The organism is Kineosporia babensis (assembly GCF_021129305.1).
GTDB lineage: Bacteria > Actinomycetota > Actinomycetes > Actinomycetales > Kineosporiaceae > Kineosporia > Kineosporia babensis.
In genome coordinates this window covers 100761-121788 of sequence record NZ_JAJOMB010000008.1, presented here as the reverse complement: position 1 = coordinate 121788, position 21028 = coordinate 100761, and the positions used below count along the sequence as shown (strand labels likewise).

Annotated in this window: 17 protein-coding genes and 1 riboswitch; of the genes, 5 read left to right on the top strand and 12 right to left on the bottom strand. The window is 70.2% G+C overall.

The features are described from left to right. Nucleotides 1-309: 309 nt before the first annotated feature. The 7 genes from LR394_RS16770 to LR394_RS16740 form a co-directional block, all read right to left on the bottom strand. Nucleotides 310-765 carry an RrF2 family transcriptional regulator gene (locus tag LR394_RS16770; RefSeq protein ID WP_052527132.1) on the bottom strand — a complete coding sequence of 152 codons (456 nt, stop codon included), beginning with the start codon at nt 763-765 and terminating at the stop codon, nt 310-312. An 83-nt stretch (nt 766-848) separates the two neighbouring features. After that, entirely contained in the window at nt 849-1826 is a 978-nt protein-coding gene (locus tag LR394_RS16765; protein WP_231442911.1) for a sulfate/molybdate ABC transporter ATP-binding protein, read from the bottom strand. Further along, a complete protein-coding gene (locus tag LR394_RS16760; RefSeq protein WP_231442910.1) occupies nt 1823-2728 on the bottom strand; it encodes a sulfate ABC transporter permease in 906 nt (301 codons plus the stop codon). The genes LR394_RS16765 and LR394_RS16760 overlap by 4 nt, the downstream gene beginning before the upstream one ends. After that, a complete protein-coding gene (gene cysT, locus LR394_RS16755; protein WP_231442909.1) occupies nt 2721-3563 on the bottom strand; it encodes a sulfate ABC transporter permease subunit CysT in 843 nt (280 codons plus the stop codon). The genes LR394_RS16760 and cysT overlap by 8 nt, the downstream gene beginning before the upstream one ends. Nucleotides 3564-3569: 6 nt before the next feature. After that, on the bottom strand, nt 3570-4613 hold the full coding sequence (locus LR394_RS16750) for a sulfate ABC transporter substrate-binding protein (protein ID WP_231442908.1): 1044 nt from the start codon (nt 4611-4613) through the stop codon (nt 3570-3572). Between the two features lie 301 nt (nt 4614-4914). Continuing rightward, complete coding sequence (gene serC, locus LR394_RS16745; protein WP_231442906.1) at nt 4915-6051, bottom strand: phosphoserine transaminase; 1137 nt, start codon at nt 6049-6051, stop codon at nt 4915-4917. 38 nt (nt 6052-6089) lie between these two features. Further along, nucleotides 6090-7175 carry a citrate synthase 2 gene (locus LR394_RS16740; protein WP_231442905.1) on the bottom strand — a complete coding sequence of 362 codons (1086 nt, stop codon included), beginning with the start codon at nt 7173-7175 and terminating at the stop codon, nt 6090-6092. 149 nt (nt 7176-7324) lie between these two features. On the opposite strand from LR394_RS16740, the gene pdxH reads away from it, so the two are divergent. Next, entirely contained in the window at nt 7325-8053 is a 729-nt protein-coding gene (pdxH, locus tag LR394_RS16735) for a pyridoxamine 5'-phosphate oxidase (RefSeq protein WP_231442902.1), read from the top strand. Between the two features lie 98 nt (nt 8054-8151). On the opposite strand, the gene LR394_RS16730 is transcribed toward pdxH, so the two are convergent. Then, the gene (locus LR394_RS16730; protein WP_231442899.1) at nt 8152-9459 is read right to left on the bottom strand and encodes a N,N-dimethylformamidase beta subunit family domain-containing protein; all 1308 of its coding nucleotides are present in this window, start codon (nt 9457-9459) and stop codon (nt 8152-8154) included. 163 nt (nt 9460-9622) lie between these two features. Between LR394_RS16730 and LR394_RS16725 the strand changes: the two genes are divergently transcribed. Together LR394_RS16725 and LR394_RS16720 are read left to right on the top strand one after the other, a co-directional pair. Further along, nucleotides 9623-10615, top strand: a complete 993-nt coding sequence (locus LR394_RS16725) for an acyl-CoA desaturase (protein ID WP_231442897.1) — start codon at nt 9623-9625, stop codon at nt 10613-10615. Between the two features lie 181 nt (nt 10616-10796). Next, nucleotides 10797-11210, top strand: a complete 414-nt coding sequence (locus tag LR394_RS16720; protein ID WP_231442895.1) for a PPOX class F420-dependent oxidoreductase — start codon at nt 10797-10799, stop codon at nt 11208-11210. Here LR394_RS16720 and serS read toward each other — a convergent pair whose 3' ends face one another. Then, nucleotides 11211-12500, bottom strand: coding sequence for a serine--tRNA ligase (gene serS, locus LR394_RS16715; protein WP_231442893.1), 1290 nt, complete (start codon nt 12498-12500; stop codon nt 11211-11213). It lies immediately after the preceding gene. A gap of 291 nt (nt 12501-12791) precedes the next feature. Here serS and LR394_RS16710 point away from each other — a divergent pair, with 291 nt between their 5' ends. Next, nucleotides 12792-13619, top strand: a complete 828-nt coding sequence (locus LR394_RS16710; protein WP_231442891.1) for a D-hexose-6-phosphate mutarotase — start codon at nt 12792-12794, stop codon at nt 13617-13619. A 317-nt stretch (nt 13620-13936) separates the two neighbouring features. Here LR394_RS16710 and LR394_RS16705 read toward each other — a convergent pair whose 3' ends face one another. The 3 genes from LR394_RS16705 to LR394_RS16695 all read right to left on the bottom strand — a co-directional run bounded on the left by LR394_RS16705 (nt 13937) and on the right by LR394_RS16695 (nt 16968). Continuing rightward, nucleotides 13937-14431 (bottom strand): HNH endonuclease, encoded by a 495-nt coding sequence (locus tag LR394_RS16705; protein WP_231442889.1) that lies wholly within the window; start codon nt 14429-14431, stop codon nt 13937-13939. A gap of 376 nt (nt 14432-14807) precedes the next feature. Continuing rightward, nucleotides 14808-15470: a C40 family peptidase gene (locus LR394_RS16700; protein ID WP_231443205.1), complete on the bottom strand. Its 663-nt coding sequence runs from the start codon at nt 15468-15470 to the stop codon at nt 14808-14810. A gap of 125 nt (nt 15471-15595) precedes the next feature. Beyond that, nucleotides 15596-15766: riboswitch (cyclic di-AMP (ydaO/yuaA leader) on the bottom strand. Nucleotides 15767-16230: 464 nt separating this feature from the next. Further along, the gene (locus LR394_RS16695; RefSeq protein WP_231442887.1) at nt 16231-16968 is read right to left on the bottom strand and encodes a metal-dependent transcriptional regulator; all 738 of its coding nucleotides are present in this window, start codon (nt 16966-16968) and stop codon (nt 16231-16233) included. A 505-nt stretch (nt 16969-17473) separates the two neighbouring features. Between LR394_RS16695 and LR394_RS16690 the strand changes: the two genes are divergently transcribed. Continuing rightward, complete coding sequence (locus tag LR394_RS16690; protein WP_231442885.1) at nt 17474-21016, top strand: hypothetical protein; 3543 nt, start codon at nt 17474-17476, stop codon at nt 21014-21016. The last annotated feature ends 12 nt before the right edge of the window (nt 21017-21028 follow it).

Sequence of the window (21028 nt, the reverse complement as noted above, 5' to 3'; positions counted from 1 at the left end):
CAACGGCAGCATGCCTACTGGACCAAGGCATGGGGGTGTAAGGGCCAGGCGATGGGCGGAATATGGTGAAAAGATTTCTTGGGAGCGAGGCCTGTGGCTGGGGCGAAAGTACCCCAGCCATCGAAAATGTGTACACCTGGTACCGGGTGGGCCAGTTGCACACATTGCGGACTGCTCCCCTGAGCCGAGGCAGAGGAGAGGGCGCTCCGCCCGAGGCCGAAGCTCGGCCAGGCTGTTGAGGTGCTCGAGCCAGGCAAAAGGCAGGCGCTCAAGCTGTAGCGGCACAAGTAGCGCCCCGGCGAGGAAGCCTTAGCGGGCGAGCCAGGCGTCGGGGGCTTCGGCCATGGCGCGGACCCCGGCCGGAAGTTCACCCGTCAGCACGTCCTGCAGGGTGGTCTCGTCCAGCACCATCCGGAGCGAGTGCCGCATGGCCACCCACACCGTGGGCAGGTGTTCGGCCACTCCGGTGTACGCGGTCTCGTGCGGTCGCAGGCCCCGGACCTCGGCCAGCGGGCCGTCGACCACCCGGATCACCGAGCCGATGGTGATCTGGTCGGCGGGCCGGGCCAGGGCGTAGCCGCCGTCGGCGCCGCGCTGGCTGCGGACCAGGCCGGCCCGACGCAGCTCGGAGAGGATGGCCTCGACGAACTTGCGGGGCAGATCCTGCTGAGCGATCAGCACGTCCACCTTGACGAGCTCGGGCGATTTCGAGGCGAGCATCAGCAACGCCCGGACGGCGTAATCGGTCTTGGCGGAGATCTGCACGGCCCCATTGTCCCAATACCGGGGGCCGCGCGCTGCCCGGCCCAGCCCGACACGCCCGCGAGGGGCCTGCCGGGCCTGCGAATCTAGGAAACGGCGAGGGTCTGGGGGGCACTGCTGGTGCGCAGCCAGACCTCGCGGCCGGGCTCCAGCGCGAGGGCCTCGGCCTGGCTGCGGGTGAGCTGCACCCAGGGTTCGCTGACCTCACCCGAACGGCCCCCGGCGGTGCGCAGCTCGGCCCGCACCTCGAAGCCGACCCGGGTCAGCTTGGTCACCGTGGCCCCGACCGCGTCGGACTCGGCCGCGCGCAGCACCTCGATGTCGTGCGGCCGGACCAGCCGGCCGTCGAGGGTGGTGACCGGGCCGAGGAACTTCATCACGAAGTCGTTGGCCGGCTTGTCGTACAGGTCGTCCGGCGATCCGGTCTGCTCGATCTTCCCGCCGTTGATCACCACGATCTCGTCGGAGACCTCCAGGGCCTCCTCCTGGTCGTGGGTGACGAAGATGGTGGTCACGTGCATCTCGTCGTGCAGGTTGCGCAGCCAGTCCCGCAGCTCCTTGCGGACCTGGGCGTCCAGCGCCCCGAACGGCTCGTCCAGCAGCAGCACCTCCGGCTGCACGGCCAGGGCCCGGGCCAGGGCCATCCGCTGGCGCTGCCCACCGGACAGCTGCGAGGGCAGGCGGTCGGCGAACTGCTCCAGGTGCACCAGCTCGAGCAGTTCCATCACCCGCTTGCGGATCTCGGCCTTCGGCTTCTTCCGGATCTCCAGGCCGAAGGCCACGTTCCGGTACACCGACAGGTGCTTGAACGCGGCGTAGTGCTGGAACACGAAGCCCACGCTGCGCTTCTGCGGGGGCAGCCAGGTGGCGTGCACACCCTCGATCTCGACCGTGCCGGTGTCCGGGAACTCCAGGCCGGCGATGATCCGCAGCAGGGTGGACTTGCCCCCGCCGGAGGGACCCAGCAGCGCGGTCAGGCGACCGGTCGGGACCTCGAGGTCGACGTCGGACAGGGCGACGAAGTCGCCGAAGCGCTTGTTGATGCCGGTAACCGCGATGCTCACTTGGTCTGCTCCTTCGGCCGCAGCAGGGCGATGATGACGATGAAGAGGACCGCGACACACATCAGCAGGAAGGCCGCGGTGAACGCGTCCTGCTCGGCCTGCGCCCCGAACTCCTGGTAGCTGTCGTTGACGAAGAGCGTGAGGGTCTGCGACTCCCCGGCCACGCTGCCGCTGACCACGCGGACGGCGCCGAACTCGCCGAGCGAGCGGGCCAGGCTGAGCACCACGCCGTAGGCCAGGGCCCACTTGATGGTCGGCAGGGTGATCCGGACGAAGCGCTGGAAGGCGTTGGCGCCCAGCGACTGTGCGGCCTGGTCCTGCTCGGTGCCGGCCTCCTCGAGCACCGGGATCACCTCGCGCACCACCAGCGGCAAGGCGACGATCACGGTGGCCAGGATCAGCGCCGGGGTGGCGAAGATGATCTGGATGCCCATGCTGGTCAGGGCCGGGCCGAACCAGCCGCCGGAGCCGTAGACGAAGATCAGCGCGATACCGACCACGATCGGCGAGATCGAGACCGGCAGGTCGATGATCGCGTTCAGCAGGCGCCGGCCGGGGAACCGGTAGCGCACGATCAGGATCGAGATGCCGACCCCGAAGACGGTGTTGATCACCACGCTGATCACCGCGACGAACACCCCGAGGCGGGCCGCCGACTGCAGGTCGGGATTGCGCAGCGACTCCAGGACCGGCTCCAGGCCGTTCTCGAAGGTGTGCTCGATCACCGTGCCCACCGGCAGGGCGACCAGACCCAGCACGTACCCCACCGCCAGGATCCGCAGGATCCACCGGGTGACCGGGCTGCCCGAAGGCGGCTTTCGCCGAGGCGACCGGACGAGAACCGGCGGCCGGGAATCGTCGCCGCCCGCGGACGTCTCCAATTTGACCGAAGTATCAGTCACGACGGGCCGCCAATCTCTGCAGTGAGTCCAGCAGCACCAGCACGATCACCGCGACCAGCAGCAGGATGGTGGCCACCGCCGCCGCCCCGGTGGTGTCGTTCTGCTCGATCAGCTTGAGGATGTACGCACTGGAGACCTCGGTCTTGCCTGCCAGGTTGGCCGAGATCAGGATCACCGAACCGAATTCGCCCAGCGCCCGGGCGAAGGCGAGCGCGGAACCGGCCAGGATCGCCGGGGCGAGGGTGGGCAGGACGATCCGCCGGAAGATGGTGAAGCCGGAGGCCCCGAGCGAGGCCGCCGCCTCCTCCACGTCACGTTCCATCTCGATCAGCACCGGCTGCACCGAGCGCACCACGAACGGCAGGGTGACGAACAGCAGCGCCACGAAGATGCCGGTCCGGGTGCCGACCAGGTTGATCCCGAACGGGCTCTGCGGCCCGTACAGCGAGATCAGCACCAGGCCGGCCACGATCGTCGGCAGGGCGAAAGGGATGTCGATGATCACCTCGACGATCCGCTTGCCCCAGAACGAGTCCCGCACCAGCACCCAGGCCACCAGCGTGCCCATCACCGCGTTGATCACGGTGACCAGCAGCGCCGCGCCGACGCTGAGCCGGATCGCGGCCAGCGCGCCGGGATGCGTGATGGAGTCCCAGAACTCGCCGAAACCGCTCTGGAAGGCGACCACCACGATCGAGGCGATCGGCAGCAGCACGATCAGTGAGAGCCAGAGCACTCCGACGCCCAGGCCCAGCCCGGAGGCCGAGGTGAGCCGGCCCGAGGACACCGGCCGGGGTCGCCGCCGGGGCGGGGCCGGGGTTCGCGTGGTGGTCATCGCAGGTCAGCCCCGAAGCTTGGTGACGATGCCGGCGTCGCCGAAGAACTTCTCGTTGACGTCGGACCAGCCACCCAGTTCGTCGATCGTGGTGAGCTTGGAGACGGTCGGGAACGGTGCGGCCGGGTCGTTGGCGCCTTCCACATCGGTGGCCTCGACCCCGTCGATCACCGGCCGGTAGCCGTGCTTGGCCAGCACGGTCTGCCCCTCGGTGCTCTCCACGTACTCCAGGAACTTGGCGGTCGGCTCGGAGGCGGCGGTGGTGACCGCGGCCGGGTTCTCGATCAGCAGCGTGGAGTCGGGGACGATGTAGTCCAGTTCCTCGCCGGCCGCCCGGGCCGCAATCGCCTCGTTCTCGTAGGAGATCAGCACGTCGCCGGTGCCCTTGATGAACGTGTCAGTGGCGTTGCGGCCGCTGTCGTTCCAGCTCACCACGTTGCCGATGAAGCTCTTGAGGTAGGTCTCGGCGGCCGCCTCGTCGTTGTTCTCGCCGAGCGCCTGGGCGTACGCGCCGAGCAGGTTCCACTTGGCCGCGCCGGAGGTGCCCGGGTCGGCGGTGACGATGCCGACGCCCGGCTTGGCGATGTCCTCCCAGCCGGTGATCTTCTTGGGGTTGTCCTTGCGGGTCACGATGACCACGACCGAACTGGAGGCGATCCCCTTGGTGCTGCCCGCGTCCTTCCAGCCCTCGGCCACCTTGCCGGCCTCGACCACGTTGCTCATGTCCGGCTCGAGCGAGAAGGCGACCAGATCGGCCTTCTGCCCGGCGACCACGGCCCGGGCCTGGGCGCCGCTGGCCCCGTAGGAGCTCTTGAAGGTGACGCCCTCGCCGTCCGGAGTCTTCGCGAACTGCTCACCGAGGTCGTCGTAGGCGGACTTGATCACCGAGAAGCCGACGATGTTGACCTCGTCGGCCGCGCCCCCGCCCCCGGAGCTCGAGCTGGTGCCGGTGTTCGAGCCGCAGGCGCTCAGCCCGACCGCCGAGGCGCTCAGTAGGGCGAGCACGGAGACGGTGCGGCGGCTCGGGCGCCGACCACGCAGAACGTTCATCTCGGGGAACTCCAACTCTGTGACTGGACCGCGGTAACCATACATTAACTCTATCGCGCCACTAGAGAATAGAGGAAAGGCCGGGTTTGTGGTCAAGGCTTCGGCAGGTTCTGTCAACGTGCCGTTACAAACCGGCGTCTCGGATGGTCAGCGCCCTGCCGAACAACCTTCAGAACGAACAGACGCCCTCCCGCACCGGGTGAGGAGAGCGTCCGTTGGTCTGGATCCACCACAAACCAACGGACGCCCTCCCGCACTGGCGAGGAGGGCGTCCGTGGTTGTCGGTACTGGAAACCGGGCCTTACCCCAGCTGCTCCACCACGTACTCGATGCTGCTCAGCAGGGCGCTGACGTCGTCCGGCTCGACCGCGGGGTAGACCGCGATGCGCAGCTGGTTGCGGCCGAGCTTGCGGTACGGCTCTACGTCCACGATTCCGTTGGCCCGCAGCACCTTGGCCACCTGGGCCGCATCCACACCGTCGAAGTCGACCGTGCACACCACCTGGCTACGCGCGCTGGGGGTAGCCACGAACGGCGTTGCGTAGGGCATCTTCTCGGCCCAGGTGTACACGCGCTCGCTGGAGTCGGCGGTGCGGGCGGTCACCCAGTCCAGCCCACCGTTGTCCAGCATCCAGTCGATCTGCGAGCCCATCAGCGCCAGCGTGGCTACCGCCGGGGTGTTGACGGTCTGGTCCTTACGGGAGTTGGCGATTGCCGCCTCGAGGTCGAGGAAGTCCGGGATGTAGCGGCCGGACGCGGCGATCCGGGAGCTGCGCTCCAGCGCGGCGGGCGACAGGAAGGCGAACCACAACCCGCCGTCGGAGGCGAAGCTCTTCTGCGGGGCGAAGTAGTACACGTCGCTCTCGGCCACGTCTACGGGCAGACCACCGGCGGCCGAGGTGGCGTCGATCAGCATCAGGGAATCGTCGGAGGCGCCAGGAACACGCAGCACGGGGGCCATCACGCCGGTAGACGTCTCGTTCTGCGGCCAGGCGTAGGCATCGATGCCCTCCTCGGCGCGCGGCTGGGCCAGGTCACCGGCCGGCGCCTCGATCACCGTGCCGGCGCCCAGGAAGGGGGCCTTCTCGGTGACCGCGGCGAACTTGGCCGAGAACTCGCCGAAGGTGACGTGCTGGGCCCGGTGGCGGACCAGGTTGAAGGCGGCGATGTCCCAGAACGCGTTGGACCCGCCGTTGCCCAGGACGACCTCGTAGCCCTCGGGGAGCGAGAACAGCTGGGCCAGGCCGGAGCGGACCTGGCCGACCAGATTCTTCACCGGGGCCTGACGGTGCGAGGTGCCCAGCACCGTGCGCTCGATCGAGGCCAGGTGGGCGATCTGCTCGGGGCGGATCTTGCTGGGGCCGGAGCCGAAACGGCCGTCGGCGGGCAGCAGATCCGCTGGGATGACGATGGACTCGGCGGCGGTCGGCGTACTCACGCGGGCCAGTGTCGCAGGCCAGGCCGCCGCTGTGCCCGTCAATACCCCTGGACCGCCGTCACCGGCCGCGGACCCTCGCCGACATAACGGGCGGAGGGCCGGATCAGCCGCCCGGTGGCCTTCTGCTCGACGATGTGCGCGGACCACCCGGCGGTTCGGGCGCAGCTGAACATCGGCGTGAACATTCGGGCCGGGACCTCGGCGAAGTCCAGCATCACCGCCGCCCAGAACTCGACGTTGGTGGCCAGCACCCGGTCCGGCCGCCGGGCCTGCAGTTCGGCCAGCGCCGCCTGCTCCAGCGCCCGGGCCACCTCGAACCGGGGCGCCTGCAGGCGTTCCGCCGTAGCCCGCAGCACCTGGGCCCGCGGATCCTCGGCCCGGTAGACCCGGTGGCCGAAGCCCATCAGCCGCTCACCCCGGTCCAGCACGTCCTTCACGTAGGCGGCAGCGTCGCCGCGCTTTTCCACCCCCTCCAGCATGTGCAGCACCCGCGACGGCGCCCCACCGTGCAGCGGTCCGGACATCGCGCCGACCGCCCCGGAGAGCGCCGCGGCCACGTCGGCCCCGGTCGAGGCGATCACCCGCGCGGTGAAGGTGGAGGCGTTCATACCGTGCTCGGCGGCCGAGACCCAGTACGCGTCCACCGCCTCCACGTGCCGGGGGTCCGGCTCGCCCCGCCACCGGATCATGAACCGCTCGGTGATGCTCTTACCCTCGTCGACCAGCTTCTGCGGCACCATCGGCGTGTTCTGACCCCGGGCCGACTGCGCCACGAACGACAGCGCCATCACCGAGGCCCGGGCCAGGTCGTCGCGAGCCTGGGCGACGTCGATGTCGAGCAACGGCCGAAAACCCCACAGGGGCGCCAGCAGGGCCAGGGCACTCTGCACGTCGACCCGGACGTCTCCGGTGTGCACCGGCAGCGGGAAGGGCTCGGCCGGAGGCAGGCCGGGGGCGAACGAGTTGTCCACCAGCAGGCCCCAGACCTTGCCGAAGTCCACCCGCCCGGCCAGGTCCACCAGGTCGACCCCGCGATACCGCAGCGCTCCGCCGTCCCGGTCGGGCTCGGCGATGGCGGTCTCGAAGGCGACGACGCCCTCCAGGCCGGGAACGAACTCGCCCATCAGGAACTCCCTAGGTCGGTGCCTGCAGGTCAGGCCGCAAGTGTCCGCGTCGTCAAGGGGCGAAGGGGAGAGGGTTCGGGTTGACCAAGGCCACATTCCGGCGGGTGGTCCGGCGGCGCGCGGCGGGGTCGAGCCAGCAGACTGACGCCATGAGCATCGAGCACGTCGACCCGGCCTTCAGCGCGCAGCGGCTTTCGTACCAGGTGCCCGGCCTGGCCGAGACCGAGCTCGCGGCCTCCCCGCTGGCTCAGTTCCGGCAGTGGTACGACGAGGCGCTGGCCCACCCGGAGGTCAGCGAGCCGAACGCGATGGCCGTGGCCACGGTCGACGCTTTCGGTGCGCCCACGGTTCGTACGGTGCTGCTGAAGCACGCCGAGCGCCTGGGCTTCGTGTTCTTCACCAACTACGGCTCGCGCAAGGCCACCGAACTGGCCGCCAACCCGGTCGCCGCCCTGGACCTGGTCTGGATGCCGCTGCACCGCCAGGTCACGGTGCGCGGGGTGGTCGAGCGGCTGGACGAGCGCGCGACCCTCGAGTACTTCCGCTCGCGGCCATGGGGATCCCGGATCGGCGCCTGGGCCAGTCATCAGTCGCAGGTGGTCGCCTCCCGGGATGCCTTGGTGGAGCGGTGGCGGGAATTCAGCGAGCGCTGGCCGGACACCGGGCAGCCGGACGACGTGCCGTTGCCGCCGAACTGGGGTGGCTTCCTGGTGCGTCCGGTCGAGATCGAGTTCTGGCAGGGCCAGCCCTCGCGCATGCACGACCGCCTGGTGTTCCTGCCCGCCGCCGCCGACCCCACCGACCTCAGGATCACCCCCGACCTCCTGCCCCTCCTCGACGACCCCAAGGCCTGGCAAACCATCCGCCGCGAGCCCTGATCCGCCCTCACCGAACCCCGCACCTACCGCCCTGCAGCCCTACCGCCCTGTGCCGCCTGCCCTGCCGCCCGCCCGGCTTGTCGCGGCGGAAAGCGGGTTTAGCGGGAGGCGGCGAAGCGCAGGGTGATGTTGCGGGTGACCGCGGCCGCCACTTCCTGGGCCCGGGCGTCGGCCCTGACCCGCCGGCCCTGACCGTCCAGGCAGAAGCCGCTCACCGTGCATCCCCAGGCCTCGGTACCGGCGTTGAAGACGGCCGGCTCGGCATCGAGGTAGCTGGTGGCCTGGGTATCGCCGCAGAGCAGGGTGGTCGAGGCGATGGTCTGGGCACCCGCGGCAGCCTGGTCCAGTCGGCCGGAGACTAGGCCCTTCAGCACCTCGCCCTCGCTGACCTGGCTGCCCTCGAATCCCCACCACGCAGCGTCGGAAACCGTGAGCCCGGTGCTGCCGTTGGCCGCGCAGGTGGCCGCGGCGCCGGAGAGCTTGGTGTTGCCGGAGGCCCGCACGGTGAAGCTGCGGGAGGCAGAGTCGAAAGTGGCGGTGGTGCCAGCCGTGTTGGCGCCGAAGAATGCCAGGTCGGCACCCGAGGCCTGTACTGCCTTGCGCATCTTGGCTGTCCAGTAACGGCTTTCGCCCGCCACCAGTACGGCCCGCGCTGAATCAAGCAGTTCCGGCGCAGCCGCCAGATCGGCGTCGGTTAGGTACACGACGTCGGTGCCGGTGTTCTCGATCTGCGCGATCACCCCGGCTGCGGCGGCGGGCCCGGCGCTGGAGGCCAACGGCTTGTCCAGCCTGACCTCGCGGCCCTGGGCGGCGGAACCCTTGCTGGTGGTGGCGGCCGCCGTCATCGGGGAGGTGAGTACCACCACCCGCCCGGAGGTCTGCTTGGACGTCACCGTCAGCGGCACGAACCGGCTGGCCTTGCCCAGGTCGAGCCGGACCAGGTAGCTGCCCTCAGGCCAGCCGGAGGTGTCGAGCGTGGCCCCGGACACCCAGTCGCCCGGAGGGCCGGTCTGCGGCTGGGCCGGGAAGGTGCCGTCCCAGACCAGCCGGGCGCCGTCGCCGCCGTACCAGCCCAGGCGGAACGCGCGCGCCTCAACGGTGCCCTGGCCCCGCAGATAGAGCGGAACCTGCGCGCCGGGCTCGGCCGAATCTGTGCCGGCATAGGCGGCCAGACCTTTCGCCTGGTCACGGGCCGGTCCGATCCGCCAACTGTCGTCGCCGGCCTGCTGGTTCTCGGCCGAGATGTCCAGCACCGGATTGCTGACCAGGCCCCCGCTGACCTTCGCGGGTGGCTGCTGGGCGCTGGGTGGGGTCTCGGACTCGCCGTCGCCACCGGCACTGATCACCCCGGCCAGGCCGCCCAGGACGACGAGGGCGGTCACGGCGAGCAGGCGCGGAGACGGCACGAAAAGGATTGTGTCGGGCGATGGGTACCAGGTGCCAATCCGGACGGGCTTCCGGCGAGTCACTTGCTTCACCCGAGTCAAACCCTTGCGCAACCTACGGGTACGTAGCTTACGGTTACGTAAGCAAAAGTTCCCACCCGACGAAGCAGAGCAGGGGCCCGGCATGTCCGCAGCAACGAGCGACCCGACCCCTGCGAACGGGGCGGCCGACAAGAAGCGCAAACCACAACGTCCGCAATTACCGCTGACCTACGGCCGCAAGAGCAACGTGGAGATCGCGTTCCTGTGGTTCTTCGTCGTCGCGCCCCTGGTCGCGGTCGCCGCGGCCGTGCCGGTGGCCTGGACGGGCGGCTGGCTGGGCTGGACCGACGTGATCCTTTTCGCGGTGATGTACCTGTTCACCGGCCTGGGCGTGACCGTCGGCTTCCACCGCTACCTGACCCACGGCGCGTTCAAGGCCAAGCGCCCGATGCGGATCCTGCTGACCGTGGCCGGGACGATGGCGATCGAGGGTGCGCCGATCCGCTGGGTCGCCGACCACCGCCGGCACCACCAGTTCTCCGACGAGGAGAACGACCCGCACTCGCCCTGGCGTTTCGGCGAGACGGTTCCGGCGCTGGCCAAGGGCATGATCTGGGCGCACATGGGCTGGCTGTTCACCCGGGAGAACTCGAACTCGCGGCGCTTCGCCCCGGACCTGGTGGCCGACCCGGACATCCGCTTCATCCAGAAGAACTTCGTGGGGTTCCTGCTGCTCAGCCTGTTCGGCCCGGCGATCGTGGGCGGCCTGCTCACGCAGTCCTGGCACGGCTTCGTCACCGCCTACTTCTGGGCCGGCCTGGTCCGGATCGCGCTGATCCACCACGTCACCTGGTCGGTCAACTCGGTCTGCCACGTGATGGGCGAGCGGCCGTTCAAGACCACGCTCAAGGACCGCGCCTCCAACGTCTGGCTGCTGGCGATCCCGAGCTTCGGCGAGAGCTGGCACAACCTGCACCACGCCGACCCGACCTGCGCCCGGCACGGCGTCGACCCTGGTCAGATCGACATCTCGGCCCGGGTGATCTGGCTGTTCGAGAAGGCCGGCTGGGTCTGGAACGTGAAGTGGCCCAAGGAGAACCGGATCGAGGCCAAGCGCGTGGAACAGGCCGCCTAGAACTTTCGAAAAAACAAATGGGGGACGTTTGTGGGCGCGGTCCGCACGAACGTCCCCCATTGATGCGGGACGGGTGACGGGCCCACTCAAGTCAGCGCGAACGTCCCCGGTTGGTGCTTGATCGGCGACGTTTCCGCTCGAGTCGCGTGGTGCGTGCGCCGTTGTGGTTCAGGATGGCGGGATGGATATCCAGGAAGCACTCGCGTTCTGCCGGGAGAACCACCACGCCGTCCTCACCACCCTGAAGAAGGACGGCAGTCCACAGATGTCACCGGTGACCGTCGGCGTCTCCACCGACGGCACCCAGGTGGTGATCAGCAGCCGGGAGACCGCGATCAAGGTCAAGCACCTGCGCCGTGACCCTCGGGCCTGGCTGTCGGTCTTCACCGATGCCTTCTACGGCGACTGGGTGCAGATCGCGGGCCCGGTCGAGGTCGTCGCCCTGCCCGCCGCGATGCCCCTGCTGGTGGACTACTACAGGGACATCAGCGGCGAGCACCCGGACTGGGACGAGTACCGGGAGGTGATGGAGAAGGACCAGCGCTGTCTGATCCGGATCACCCCGACCGAGGTCGGCCCGAACGTCTCCGGCTGATCAGTCGGTCTTGCCGTCGGCGTGGATGGTGCTGAAACCGGTGTACTTGGCCAGCGCCTCGGGGATCACGATCGACCCGTCGGCCTGCTGACCGTTCTCCAGCAGAGCGGCCACGGTCCGCCCGATCGGCAGCCCCGAACCGTTCAGCGTGGCCACGAACTCGCGCTTGCCGTCCTCGGTGCGGGTCCGGATGTTGGCCCGCCGGCCCTGGAACTGGCCGCAGTCCGAGCAGGACGAGATCTCCCGGAAGGCGTTCTGCCCGGGCAGCCAGACCTCCACGTCGTACGTCATCTGCGCGCCGAAACCGGTGTCGCCAGCCGCCAGCAGGATCACCCGGTGCGCCAGGCCGAGCTTCTGCAACAGGGCCTCGGCGTGCCCCACCAGCTTTTCCAGCTCGTTCTGGGACTGGTCGGGGGCGCAGATCCGCACCATCTCGACCTTCTCGAACTCGTGGACCCGGATCAGCCCACGGGTGTCCCGGCCGTACGAACCGGCCTCCGAGCGGAAGCACGGCGTCCAGGCGGTGTAGGCCAGCGGCAGCTCACCGGGCTCGACGATCTCGTCCGCGTGCAGGTTGGTCAGCGGCACCTCGGCGGTCGGGATCAGGTACAGGTCCCGGCTGCCGGCCGAGGTGCGGAACAGGTCCTCCTCGAACTTGGGCAGCTGCCCGGTGCCGACCAGCGCCGTGGGGCTGACCAGATGCGGCACCGCGAACTCGGTGTACCCGTGCTCGCGGATGTGGGTGTCGAGGAAGAACGAGACCAGGCCGCGCTCCAGCGCCGCGCCCGCCCCCTTGGCGACCCGGAACCGCGGGCCGGACAGCTTGGTGGCCCGGGCGAAGTCGAGGATGCCGGTGCGCTCGCCCAGATCGACGTGGTCGAGCGGGGTGAAGTCGAACTCCGGGGGAGTGCCCCAGGTCCGGATCTCGGTGGCGTCCTCGTCGCTGAAGCCGTCGGGCAGCGAGTCCAGCGGCAGGTTGGGGATGCTGAGCATCCACTCGCGCAGGTCGGCGGCCTTCTGCTCGACGCCTTCCTCGGCCTGCTTGATCTCGTCCTTGATCTGCCGGGCGCGTTCCTTGAGCGCGCTCACGTCGCCTCCGGCCTTGGCGGTCTTCCCCACCTCCGCGGCCAGCTTCTTGGACTCCGCGCGCAGGTCGTCGGCCGTCTTGATACCGGCGTTGCGGCTGGACAGGAGCTCTTCCAGGGCGGGCACGTCGAGGGTGTAGCCACGGCGGGCGAGCCGTCGGACCGCCTCGGTGCCCGGGTCGAGCAGGGCGCGCGGGTCGTGCATCGAAGGACCTTTCACCAGGAAGGGTTTTACCGCCGACGATGCTAGCGGTGGGTATACGCGTTCAGCATTCGCGTTTAGGGAGTGTTTTGGAAGTCGCTGCCGTAGCGAGGAGGTGCCCGGTGGTCGTCTGGCAAGCCGTTGGGACGCCCTCGTAGCGGTGTTCTACGTGGGCGTTCCAACGGCGCAGTCCAGGCGGCCACCGGGTGCCCCGCAGTAGGCATGGACTTTCAAAACACGACCTAAAGCGCGGCGGGCTCGGACCAAGGCTCGCCGCCAGCCAGAATGCTGAACATGGCAATCGATCCATGTACTTCGCAGACCCTGACCGCGCCGGACGGCGCCGAGCTGACGGTCTGCACCCACGGCGGGCACGTCACCGGCTGGACCCCGGCCGGTGGCCGGCCCCGGCTGTGGCTCAGCCCCACCGCGGAATGTGGCCCGGGGCTGGCTATTCGGGGTGGCGTGCCGGTGATCTTCCCGCAGTTCGCCGGCCGGGGTCCGCTGCCCAAGCACGGCCTGGCCCGCAACCGCGCCTGGACCCAGGTGGAGGCCGGACCGGGCGTGTGGAGCGCGCGACTGGTGGACGACGAGGAAACCCGCAAGGTCTGGCCGCACGCCTTCGAGCTGGAGCTGACCGCCCGGGCGCAGGGCCAGACCCTCGACCTGGAGCTGACCGCGCGCAACCCGTCGGACGAGACCTGGAGTTTTACCGCGGCCCTGCACAGCTACTTCACAGTCGGTGACCCTGCTGCGGTGATCACCGGGCTCGGCGGCCGGGTGGCGGCGGACAGCACCGGTGGTCCGGAGTTCGTCCTGGGCGAGCCCGGCGGCGCCATCGAGGCCCTCACCACTCGGGACGTCGCGATCGAGGGGGCGGGCGATCCGGTCGCTCTGGAGGACCCGCAGCTGGGGCGATTGGTGGTCACGGCCAACGGTTTTCCCGACCGGGTGGTCTGGAACCCGGGTGCCGGGCACGGGCTGGGCGACGTGCCGGACGGGGCCGAGCGCGGCTGGGTCTGCATCGAGCCGGCGGTGCTGCAGCCGGTCGAGCTGACGCCCGGATCGGACTGGACCGGCTCGATGCGGCTCGATGCGGGCGGGCACTCGGCGGACAGCTGATTTCGCTTTACGTATCGGTCGGTCCGGATGACCTGCCGAGATCGAATGCACGATTACGTGCAGTCATGACACTTTGCTAAATCAGCATCAGTGTGGCAGGCTCTTCGACGCACCGGCGCCGAGAGCGCCGGTGCACCAGAATCTTCTCACCAGCCCGGTCAGGCAATTCTTGGCCGGTTGGTGGCGTCCCACCGCAGTGCTCTCGCAGATGGATCTCCCGGTCTGAGCCAGAGGTTGGAGGGACTCACTGGATCAGACCGTGGCAGTCGCAGACCGCCCCTGCTGAAACTTCAGCAGGGGCGGTCTGTGCTTTGGTCCTAGGCGGCTGAACCCAGGTATTCCTCCCAGGATGGTTCGCGCACGTCCGCACCGCGGACCACCCAGGCCGGCCCGCGCGGTGGCCGCGGCCGGGTGGACAGCTGCCAGCCCATCTCCTCCGGCGTGCGGTTGCCCTTGACGTTGTTGCACCGCATGCAGCAGGCCACCAGGTTCTCCCAGGTGTCCTGCCCGCCCCGGCTGCGCGGCAGCACGTGGTCGATGGTGGTGGCGTGCGCCTCGCAGTACCCGCAGCGATGCTCGTCCCGCCGCAGCACCCCGCGCCGGCTGACCGGGATCACCCGCCCGTGCGGAACCTTGACGTATCTGGACAGCACGATCACCGACGGCCGGGGAACGGTCAGCATCTCGCTGATCACCGGATGCGGGCCGCTCTCGACCACGGCGGCCTTGCCGGCGAGGACGAGCACGACGGCCCGGCGGAAGGAGACGACGGCCAACGGCTCATAGCCGGCGTTCAGAACGAGGGTGCGCATGAGCGGCCACCTCCTGGGTCCCGGACGACAAAAGGCGCCGTTCCGTGAGGAACGACGCCTTGGGTGGGCGGCACACGGCCGCCTGGTATCTCGAACGAGCTGGTGGTGCGGACTTGCCGGTGTTGCCCCGGTAACCCGGTATGGGCCCGCGCCCTGGCCGACAAGAAGTCGCGTATGTGATGAGCCACTGCGACCTCCTCACCGGTATGCCAGCTTGTCGGACCTTGGGAGACAGGGTAAGCGGCAACCCCGGACCAGATCACTCCCTTTCTCCCAGTGATCTGCGCCGCACACGTCACCGCGGGATGAAGTCTGGGGAAACAGCACAAGCCCCGCCGGTGGGGGCGAGGCTTGTGCTGGTTCACGGATCAGGCCGTCAGGCCGAGGGCGGCCGCCCGAAGGTGACCGCGCTGGTCCAGATCTCCCGCTTGCTGAACGACTTGCCGGTCCGGCCCGAGTCGTACATCAGGTTGCCGCCGGCGTAGATGGCCACGTGGTAGGCCGCGCCACCGTTGCTGAAGAAGACCAGGTCGCCCGGCTGCGCCTCGGAGCGCGGGATCGCCTTGGACGCCAGCATCTGCTGGTTGGCCGTGCGGGGCAGCTTCACCCCGATCTGACCGTAGATGTGCTGCATCGCACCGGAGCAGTCCCAGCCGCTCGGCGTGAGGCCGCCGTAACGGTACGGAACTCCGATGTAGCGGGAGGCCACGGAGAGCACCGAGGCTCCCGCGGCACTGCCGTAAGAACTGGACACGTTCGAACCCGTCGACAACTCCCCGCTCGCGGCGGAGACAACGACCTTCTTCGGTATTGCGGTGAAATCACTGCTTTCGAAGGATACCGTCGCGGCGACCGGAGCGGTGAGGGGTACGGACGAAGTCTGCGCGCTGCCCGGCGCGGCGATCAGCGCGCTGGAGAAGGCGGCGGCGGGCTGTACGGCGATCGGGGCAGTGGCCGGAGCCGCGGCCTCGGCACCGGGAGCGGTGCGGGTGGATGCCTGCGAGGACATGCCCATCGAGGCGACCAGACCGCCGGACATGGCGATCACGGCCCCGCCTCGACCGATCACCGACATCTGTCCGGTGACGGCCGTCCCGAGGGACGTCAGGGGTGTTGCAGCACGAACGGGCGCGCGATGGCGCGCCGTGGCGCGAGTGGTCACGGTTTACCTCTCCGGGACGCCTACGAGGTCAGCTGTCGGGTTCGGGTGGGAGAAGTCACCCGGCCGGATCCACCTGATTCACAGGCGGTGTCGCGGCTTCACCCCAAGGACGTCCTGAACTACGGACGCCCGGAAATGGGTCCCCCGCCTCTGCCATGCGGTGTTCGTTTGCCCCGGGGTGGTGGCAGAGCTAGGCGTCCACCTCGGGGGCCTCTCGGAGGGAGAGAAGCGAACGTGAAGCTACCTGACCCGGCGAAGTCATGTCACGTCTGGGTCACGGCCCACCCACAAAACTTTACGTTTAGTGACTGAGTTCACCCCTTCGGGTCACCATCGGTAGCTCGATCGGACCTCGGCGCTGGACCGTTCCGGCGATCCACAGAAGCCTCACAAGCATCTGTAACCCCGCGTTCAGCTCGACACGCTGCGGAAACCTCGGATCCGGCCGTCCGGCTTTGACCAGTCTGCGGAGCTTCTGATAGTAGCTCTCCGGCCCGATCGAGCGGTGTGGGGCGGTGCAGCAAGGGGGCCGTCCGGAAGGCTGTTCTGTTCTCCGTCCGCGTGCTTCGCAAAGCCGAGGAGCCCCGCTCCGGCGTCCGGAACGAGGCTCCTGTGTGAGCTGTGGGTCTGGTGGGGCTCAGACGGCTTCGACGAAGACGTGCCGGGCCACGTCGGCCAGCAGGGCCACCCCACCGTCGGCCTCGGCCGAGCGCACCTGTGGCACCTTGACCACATTGATCAGGTAGCCGGTGGGGGTGCGCTGCGCCTGCACCCGCGAGCCCGGGACCATGCCGGCCCCCTGCAGCTGCTTCATCAGCTCGGTGTCGATCTGCAGGCGCTCGCCGAGCCGGCGGATCATCAGCTCGTGACCGGCCGGGGCGGAGGACGCGCTCGCCGCCACCGCGTCCGGCAGGCTCAGCACCCCCTCGCGGAAGGCGCCCGGGGCCGCCTGCGGACCGCCGAGCTCCTCCAGGCCGGGGATCGGATTGCCGTACGGGCTCTCCATCGGCCCGGCCAGCATCTTCAGGAGCTTCTGCTCCACGTGGTCGCTCATCACGTGCTCCCAGCGGCAGGCCTCGTCGTGCACGAGTTCCCACTCCAGGCCGATCACGTCGAGCAGCAGCCGCTCGGCGAGGCGGTGCTTGCGCATCACCCGGGTCGCCTTGGCCCGGCCGATCTCGGTCAGCTCGAGGTGCCGGTCCCCGGTGACGTGCAGGAGGCCGTCCCGTTCCATCCGGGCGACGGTCTGGGACACGGTCGGCCCCGAGTGACCCAGACGTTCTGCGATCCGGGCCCGGAGCGGGACGACGCCCTCTTCCTCGAGCTCGAAAATCGTTCTCAGATACATCTCGGTGGTGTCGATGAGGTCGCTCACCGGGCCATTGTCGGACACCGGGCCAGCAGGCACCATCCACCAGGGGTCTGAGAGGGATTACTTCACCGACCGTACGCAGACGGATCGCAATCGGGGACGTCCGCGGGCGGCGGTTCTGGTCAGGAGGCGGGCGGCGGTTCTGGTCAGGAACCACAACCCCGGGCAGGCAACAGCCCGCAGGCTCGCCGGATTCTCCGGCGGTGTCCGCTGGACGAAGCGGACCCCTGCGGGCTGCGGTGACTGCCTTGGATTTCGCCGGTCGCTCGTCGACCAGGAAATACTCTCGGGCTTCGAGAGCAGTCCGTCCGGAACGACGGCGCCTAGGCGGCCGTCACCTCACGCGTCCGATGTGAAATCACTTTTCGGACCACCTCCCTTCCCGTGTGCCACGAAGGTACGTACCGCCGCCCACCGGGGGCAACGGGTTTTCTCCCTTGGCGTAGCGGACCTGTCTCTTGGCCTCCTCGACGCACACGAGACGCCCGGAAAGGGCATGATCGGTCGGGTGAGCACGGCGTCCGATGAGATCCGCGCGGCCCTGGCCGCGGCCGAGAGCCTGCCCGCGGGACCCGAGCGGATCGGGGCCCTGGACGGGCTGCTGCCGTCGGTGACCCGGGCCGGCGGGGCGCATGAGGTCGGCCGGCTGGGCACCCAGATCCGCAGCCGCCTGCTGACCGCCTGCCTGAGCGGAGGCCGGCCCGACCGGGTGCCGGAGCTGCTGGCCTGGCTGACCGCCCGCTACGACGAGGCGCCCGGCTGGATGGCCGACCAGCTGCGCAGCCAGGTGCTGGCCGACCTGGCCGCGGCCACCGTCGGGCTGCTGCCCTACCCGGACGTGTCGCGCTCACTGCTGAACCACCTCGCCACCGGTGCTGAGCAGCGCTACGCCGACGCCGGGGAGCACCCCGGGCCGGTGCTGCGGGCGCGGTTCCTGTTCGCCCAGCACGTGCAGGGCATCCAGGCGACCGGGGAACTGCTCGAGGCCTGGCTGGCGGCGGGCCCTTCGCCGGTCGGCATCGGCTGTGCCGAGTGCGAGCGGGCGGAACAGGTGCGCTACCTGGTGGAGCTGGGCGCCTACCAGCGGGCGATCGAGCACGCCGGTCCGGCCCTGCGGGCGCCGGCGTTCGAGTGCGTCGCGCAACCGGCCGGGGTCATCGGGGCCGCGTTGCCGGCCCTGCTGCGCACCGGTGCGGTCGGGGCGGCGGCCTCGGAACACGTCCGGGCCGTCCGTCTGATCCGGGCCCAGCTGGCCACGGCGGCGGCTGCGGCCGGGATCGCCGGTGAGGCAGCGGCCGACGTGCTGGCCGCCGACGCGATCCGGGGAACAGCAGCCGCCGACGAGATCCTGGTCTGCGCCCGGTCCGGGCGGCTGCGCTACGGCCTGGAGCTGCTGCGCGAATGGCTGCCCGCGCTGGCCGCCGCACCCGAACCGCTCGAGCAGCTGAACACCACGGCGGCGATCACCCGGCTGGTCTGGGGGCTGACCGAGGCCGGGCGCTCCGGCGAGATCGTGCTGCCCGCCGCCCGGGCGAGCACGCTGCCCCCGGCACTGGCCGACGACCAGGACCTCACGGTGGCCCGCCTGGGCGAGAAGGCGCTGGCCGAGAGCGCTCGCCTGGCGGCTCTTTTCGATCAGCGCAACGAGACCTCGACGATCGGCGACCGGCTGCGCGAGACGCTCGGCGCGGGCGCCCTGCCGGACATGCCGCTGGAGGCCTTCGACCGGGCCGGGCGCGAGGAATGGGCGCCGCCGGTGCGGGCCGGTCGCCGGGCCGAGGGCGACGGGGTTCCTTCCGACATCACCGTGCTGGCCAAGGAATTCGAGGACGGGCTGCGGACCGACGCGGTCGAGGCAATGCAGACGGTGCTGACCGCCTGGCGCCAGCTGCGAGCCACGGCGCAGACCCAGGGCGACTCCGAGGCCGAGCAGGCCGCGGCCCGGCTGGACGGCTGGCTCGCGCTGGACGAGATCTCTTCGCACCCGGTCGATCCCGCGCTCGGCCTGCCGCTGGAGGCGCCCGTCCTGCTGGAGGCGGCGCAGACGGCCACGCGGCGGTTGCGGGACGCCGGCCTGACCCTGGAGGCGCTGCTGCACGACCAGGCCTGTGTGCTCGCCTCCGCGCAGAACCGGCTGATGGAGCCGGGCCCGGCGATGGACCGGATCGAGGAGATCACCGCCGAGGTGGCCGGACTCGCCCCGGGCCCGGATCTCGGGGAGGCACTGTCCCGGCTGGTGCTGGCCCGGGAGATCGCGGCCTCGGCCGGAGTGCCCGTGCCGGAACAGATCTCGCAGCTGGTCCCGGTGCACGGCTCGGTGCCGGAGGCGGTCACCGGGCTGCTGCCGGTCTCGTCGCCGGCCGCCGAGCAGGCGGAACCGGAGCCCGAGCCGGAGGCGGACGAAGAGGCCGAGGTTCAGCCGATCCACGACCCGATGGTTGCCGAGCCGTTCGGGCCGGTGTCCATGCCGACGTCTCTCATCGGGCCCTTCATGACCACCCCGATCCCGGTGACGCCGCTGAACTCGCCCGGCCAGCGCCCGTTCTCGGACGGCGAGGACATCCAGCAGCCGCGGCGCCGGCTGGACGCGATGGAGAAGCTGCGGGCCGAGATGTCACCGGAGGAACTGCGTGAGCTGGCGCAGACCCTCGACCTGGTGAACTTCGATCCGTTGGAGACGTCGGTGGCCCAGCTGCGCTCGGTGCCACCGGAACGCCTTGAGCACCGGCACCTGCGGGCGCTCACCCGGATGCTGCGGTTGCGGGCCCGGGACGAACCGCGGCACAACGCCGTGAGCACATTGATGCAGGCCGTGGCCACCTTGCCGGAGGGCCTGCGGCCCCTGGAGCGGGCCCAGGCCGGAGCCGATCTGGCCACCCTGCTGGCCGAGACCGATCCGGGCGCGGCCCTGGCGGTCTGGCACACCGCGGTGGAAGACGCCGAGAGGTCCGGCGAAGGGCCGGTTCTCGGTACCCTGCTGGCGGCTTCGGCCATGCTGCGCCACCGCTCCGGCGAGACCTCGCTGGCCGCTGCCGACCTGGCCCGGGCCGTGCCGCTGCTGGACAAGTACGCGCCCCCGGCGCTCGCCGGGCAGTGCCGGGTCGACCTCTCCCGCGTGCTGCTTGCTCTCGATCGTCCGTTCGCGGCGGCTGCGGCGGCCGAGGCGGCCTTGGCCGATGTGGTGGACGTGCTGCGGGCTGAAGGTCTGGAGACCGCACCGCTGAAGTTGCCGGGCACCGCTCCCGACGAGGTGGAGCCGGTCCCCGGCGACATCTCGATCGAGGTGGCCTCGCGCATGCACCTGGCCGGAGCGGCGGCCTTCGCTGCGGCAGAGGCCAATTCGACGGCCGGAACACCGGTCGGCCCGGTCCGGCGGCTGGTGATCCGCAGCGCGCAGTGGCACGCCCGCAACGGCAACCCGATCGGTCAGGCCGAGGCCTGGCAGCTGGCCGCGCGACTGCCCGGCCCTCCGGTACGGGTGGCGGCCGACCTGCTGCGGGCCGCCGAACTGGCCGAGTCCGGCGGCGATTACGCCCGCGCCACCACCTGCCGCCGGGAACGAGTCACCCCGGTCCGGGCGGCGGCGGGGGATGAGGCCGCGCTGGAAGCCCTCGACGAGGCCGAGGCCACGCTGGACGCCTGGGGCCAGCAACTGGCCGGGCGGCGGCTGCAGCCGGCCGAGCTGGCCATGGCCGAGCACCAGATGCGCTGGCACCGGGTCGCGGTGGCCGAGCAGAAGGCCCGGCTGCTGGCCCTTTCCGGGTACTTCGCGGAGGCGATGGAGGTGGCCGACGGGCTGGTGGACGACTATCGCCGGCTCGACGATGCCTGGTCGGCGCGCGACCTGCAGGGTCTGCGCGGGCAGTTGCGGGCCGAGCTGGGTGACCTGGAGGGTGCAGTGGCCGACCTGCGCGAGGCCGCCGAAGGCGCTGCCCAGGCCGGTGAGCAGGAGCAGACCCACGGCCTGGGCGCCCGCCTGGCCGCCGTGCTCGGCGGAGCCGGGCGTGACGACGAGGCCGAGGCCGCCTGGAACCGGTACTGCGAAGACTGAGCCCGGTCCGGC

What these genes read in the sequence shown, in the direction of transcription:
- cysT (WP_231442909.1), bottom strand. Translation starts at nt 3,563, where the DNA reads ATGACCACCACGCGAACCCCGGCCCCGCCCCGGCGGCGACCCCGGCCG.
- LR394_RS16705 (WP_231442889.1), bottom strand. Translation starts at nt 14,431, where the DNA reads ATGCGCACCCTCGTTCTGAACGCCGGCTATGAGCCGTTGGCCGTCGTC.
- LR394_RS16720 (WP_231442895.1), top strand. Translation starts at nt 10,797, where the DNA reads ATGGATATCCAGGAAGCACTCGCGTTCTGCCGGGAGAACCACCACGCC.
- LR394_RS16750 (WP_231442908.1), bottom strand. Translation starts at nt 4,613, where the DNA reads ATGAACGTTCTGCGTGGTCGGCGCCCGAGCCGCCGCACCGTCTCCGTG.
- serS (WP_231442893.1), bottom strand. Translation starts at nt 12,500, where the DNA reads ATGCACGACCCGCGCGCCCTGCTCGACCCGGGCACCGAGGCGGTCCGA.
- LR394_RS16700 (WP_231443205.1), bottom strand. Translation starts at nt 15,470, where the DNA reads ATGTCCGGCGGTCTGGTCGCCTCGATGGGCATGTCCTCGCAGGCATCC.
- LR394_RS16740 (WP_231442905.1), bottom strand. Translation starts at nt 7,175, where the DNA reads ATGGGCGAGTTCGTTCCCGGCCTGGAGGGCGTCGTCGCCTTCGAGACC.
- pdxH (WP_231442902.1), top strand. Translation starts at nt 7,325, where the DNA reads ATGAGCATCGAGCACGTCGACCCGGCCTTCAGCGCGCAGCGGCTTTCG.
- LR394_RS16725 (WP_231442897.1), top strand. Translation starts at nt 9,623, where the DNA reads ATGTCCGCAGCAACGAGCGACCCGACCCCTGCGAACGGGGCGGCCGAC.
- LR394_RS16710 (WP_231442891.1), top strand. Translation starts at nt 12,792, where the DNA reads ATGGCAATCGATCCATGTACTTCGCAGACCCTGACCGCGCCGGACGGC.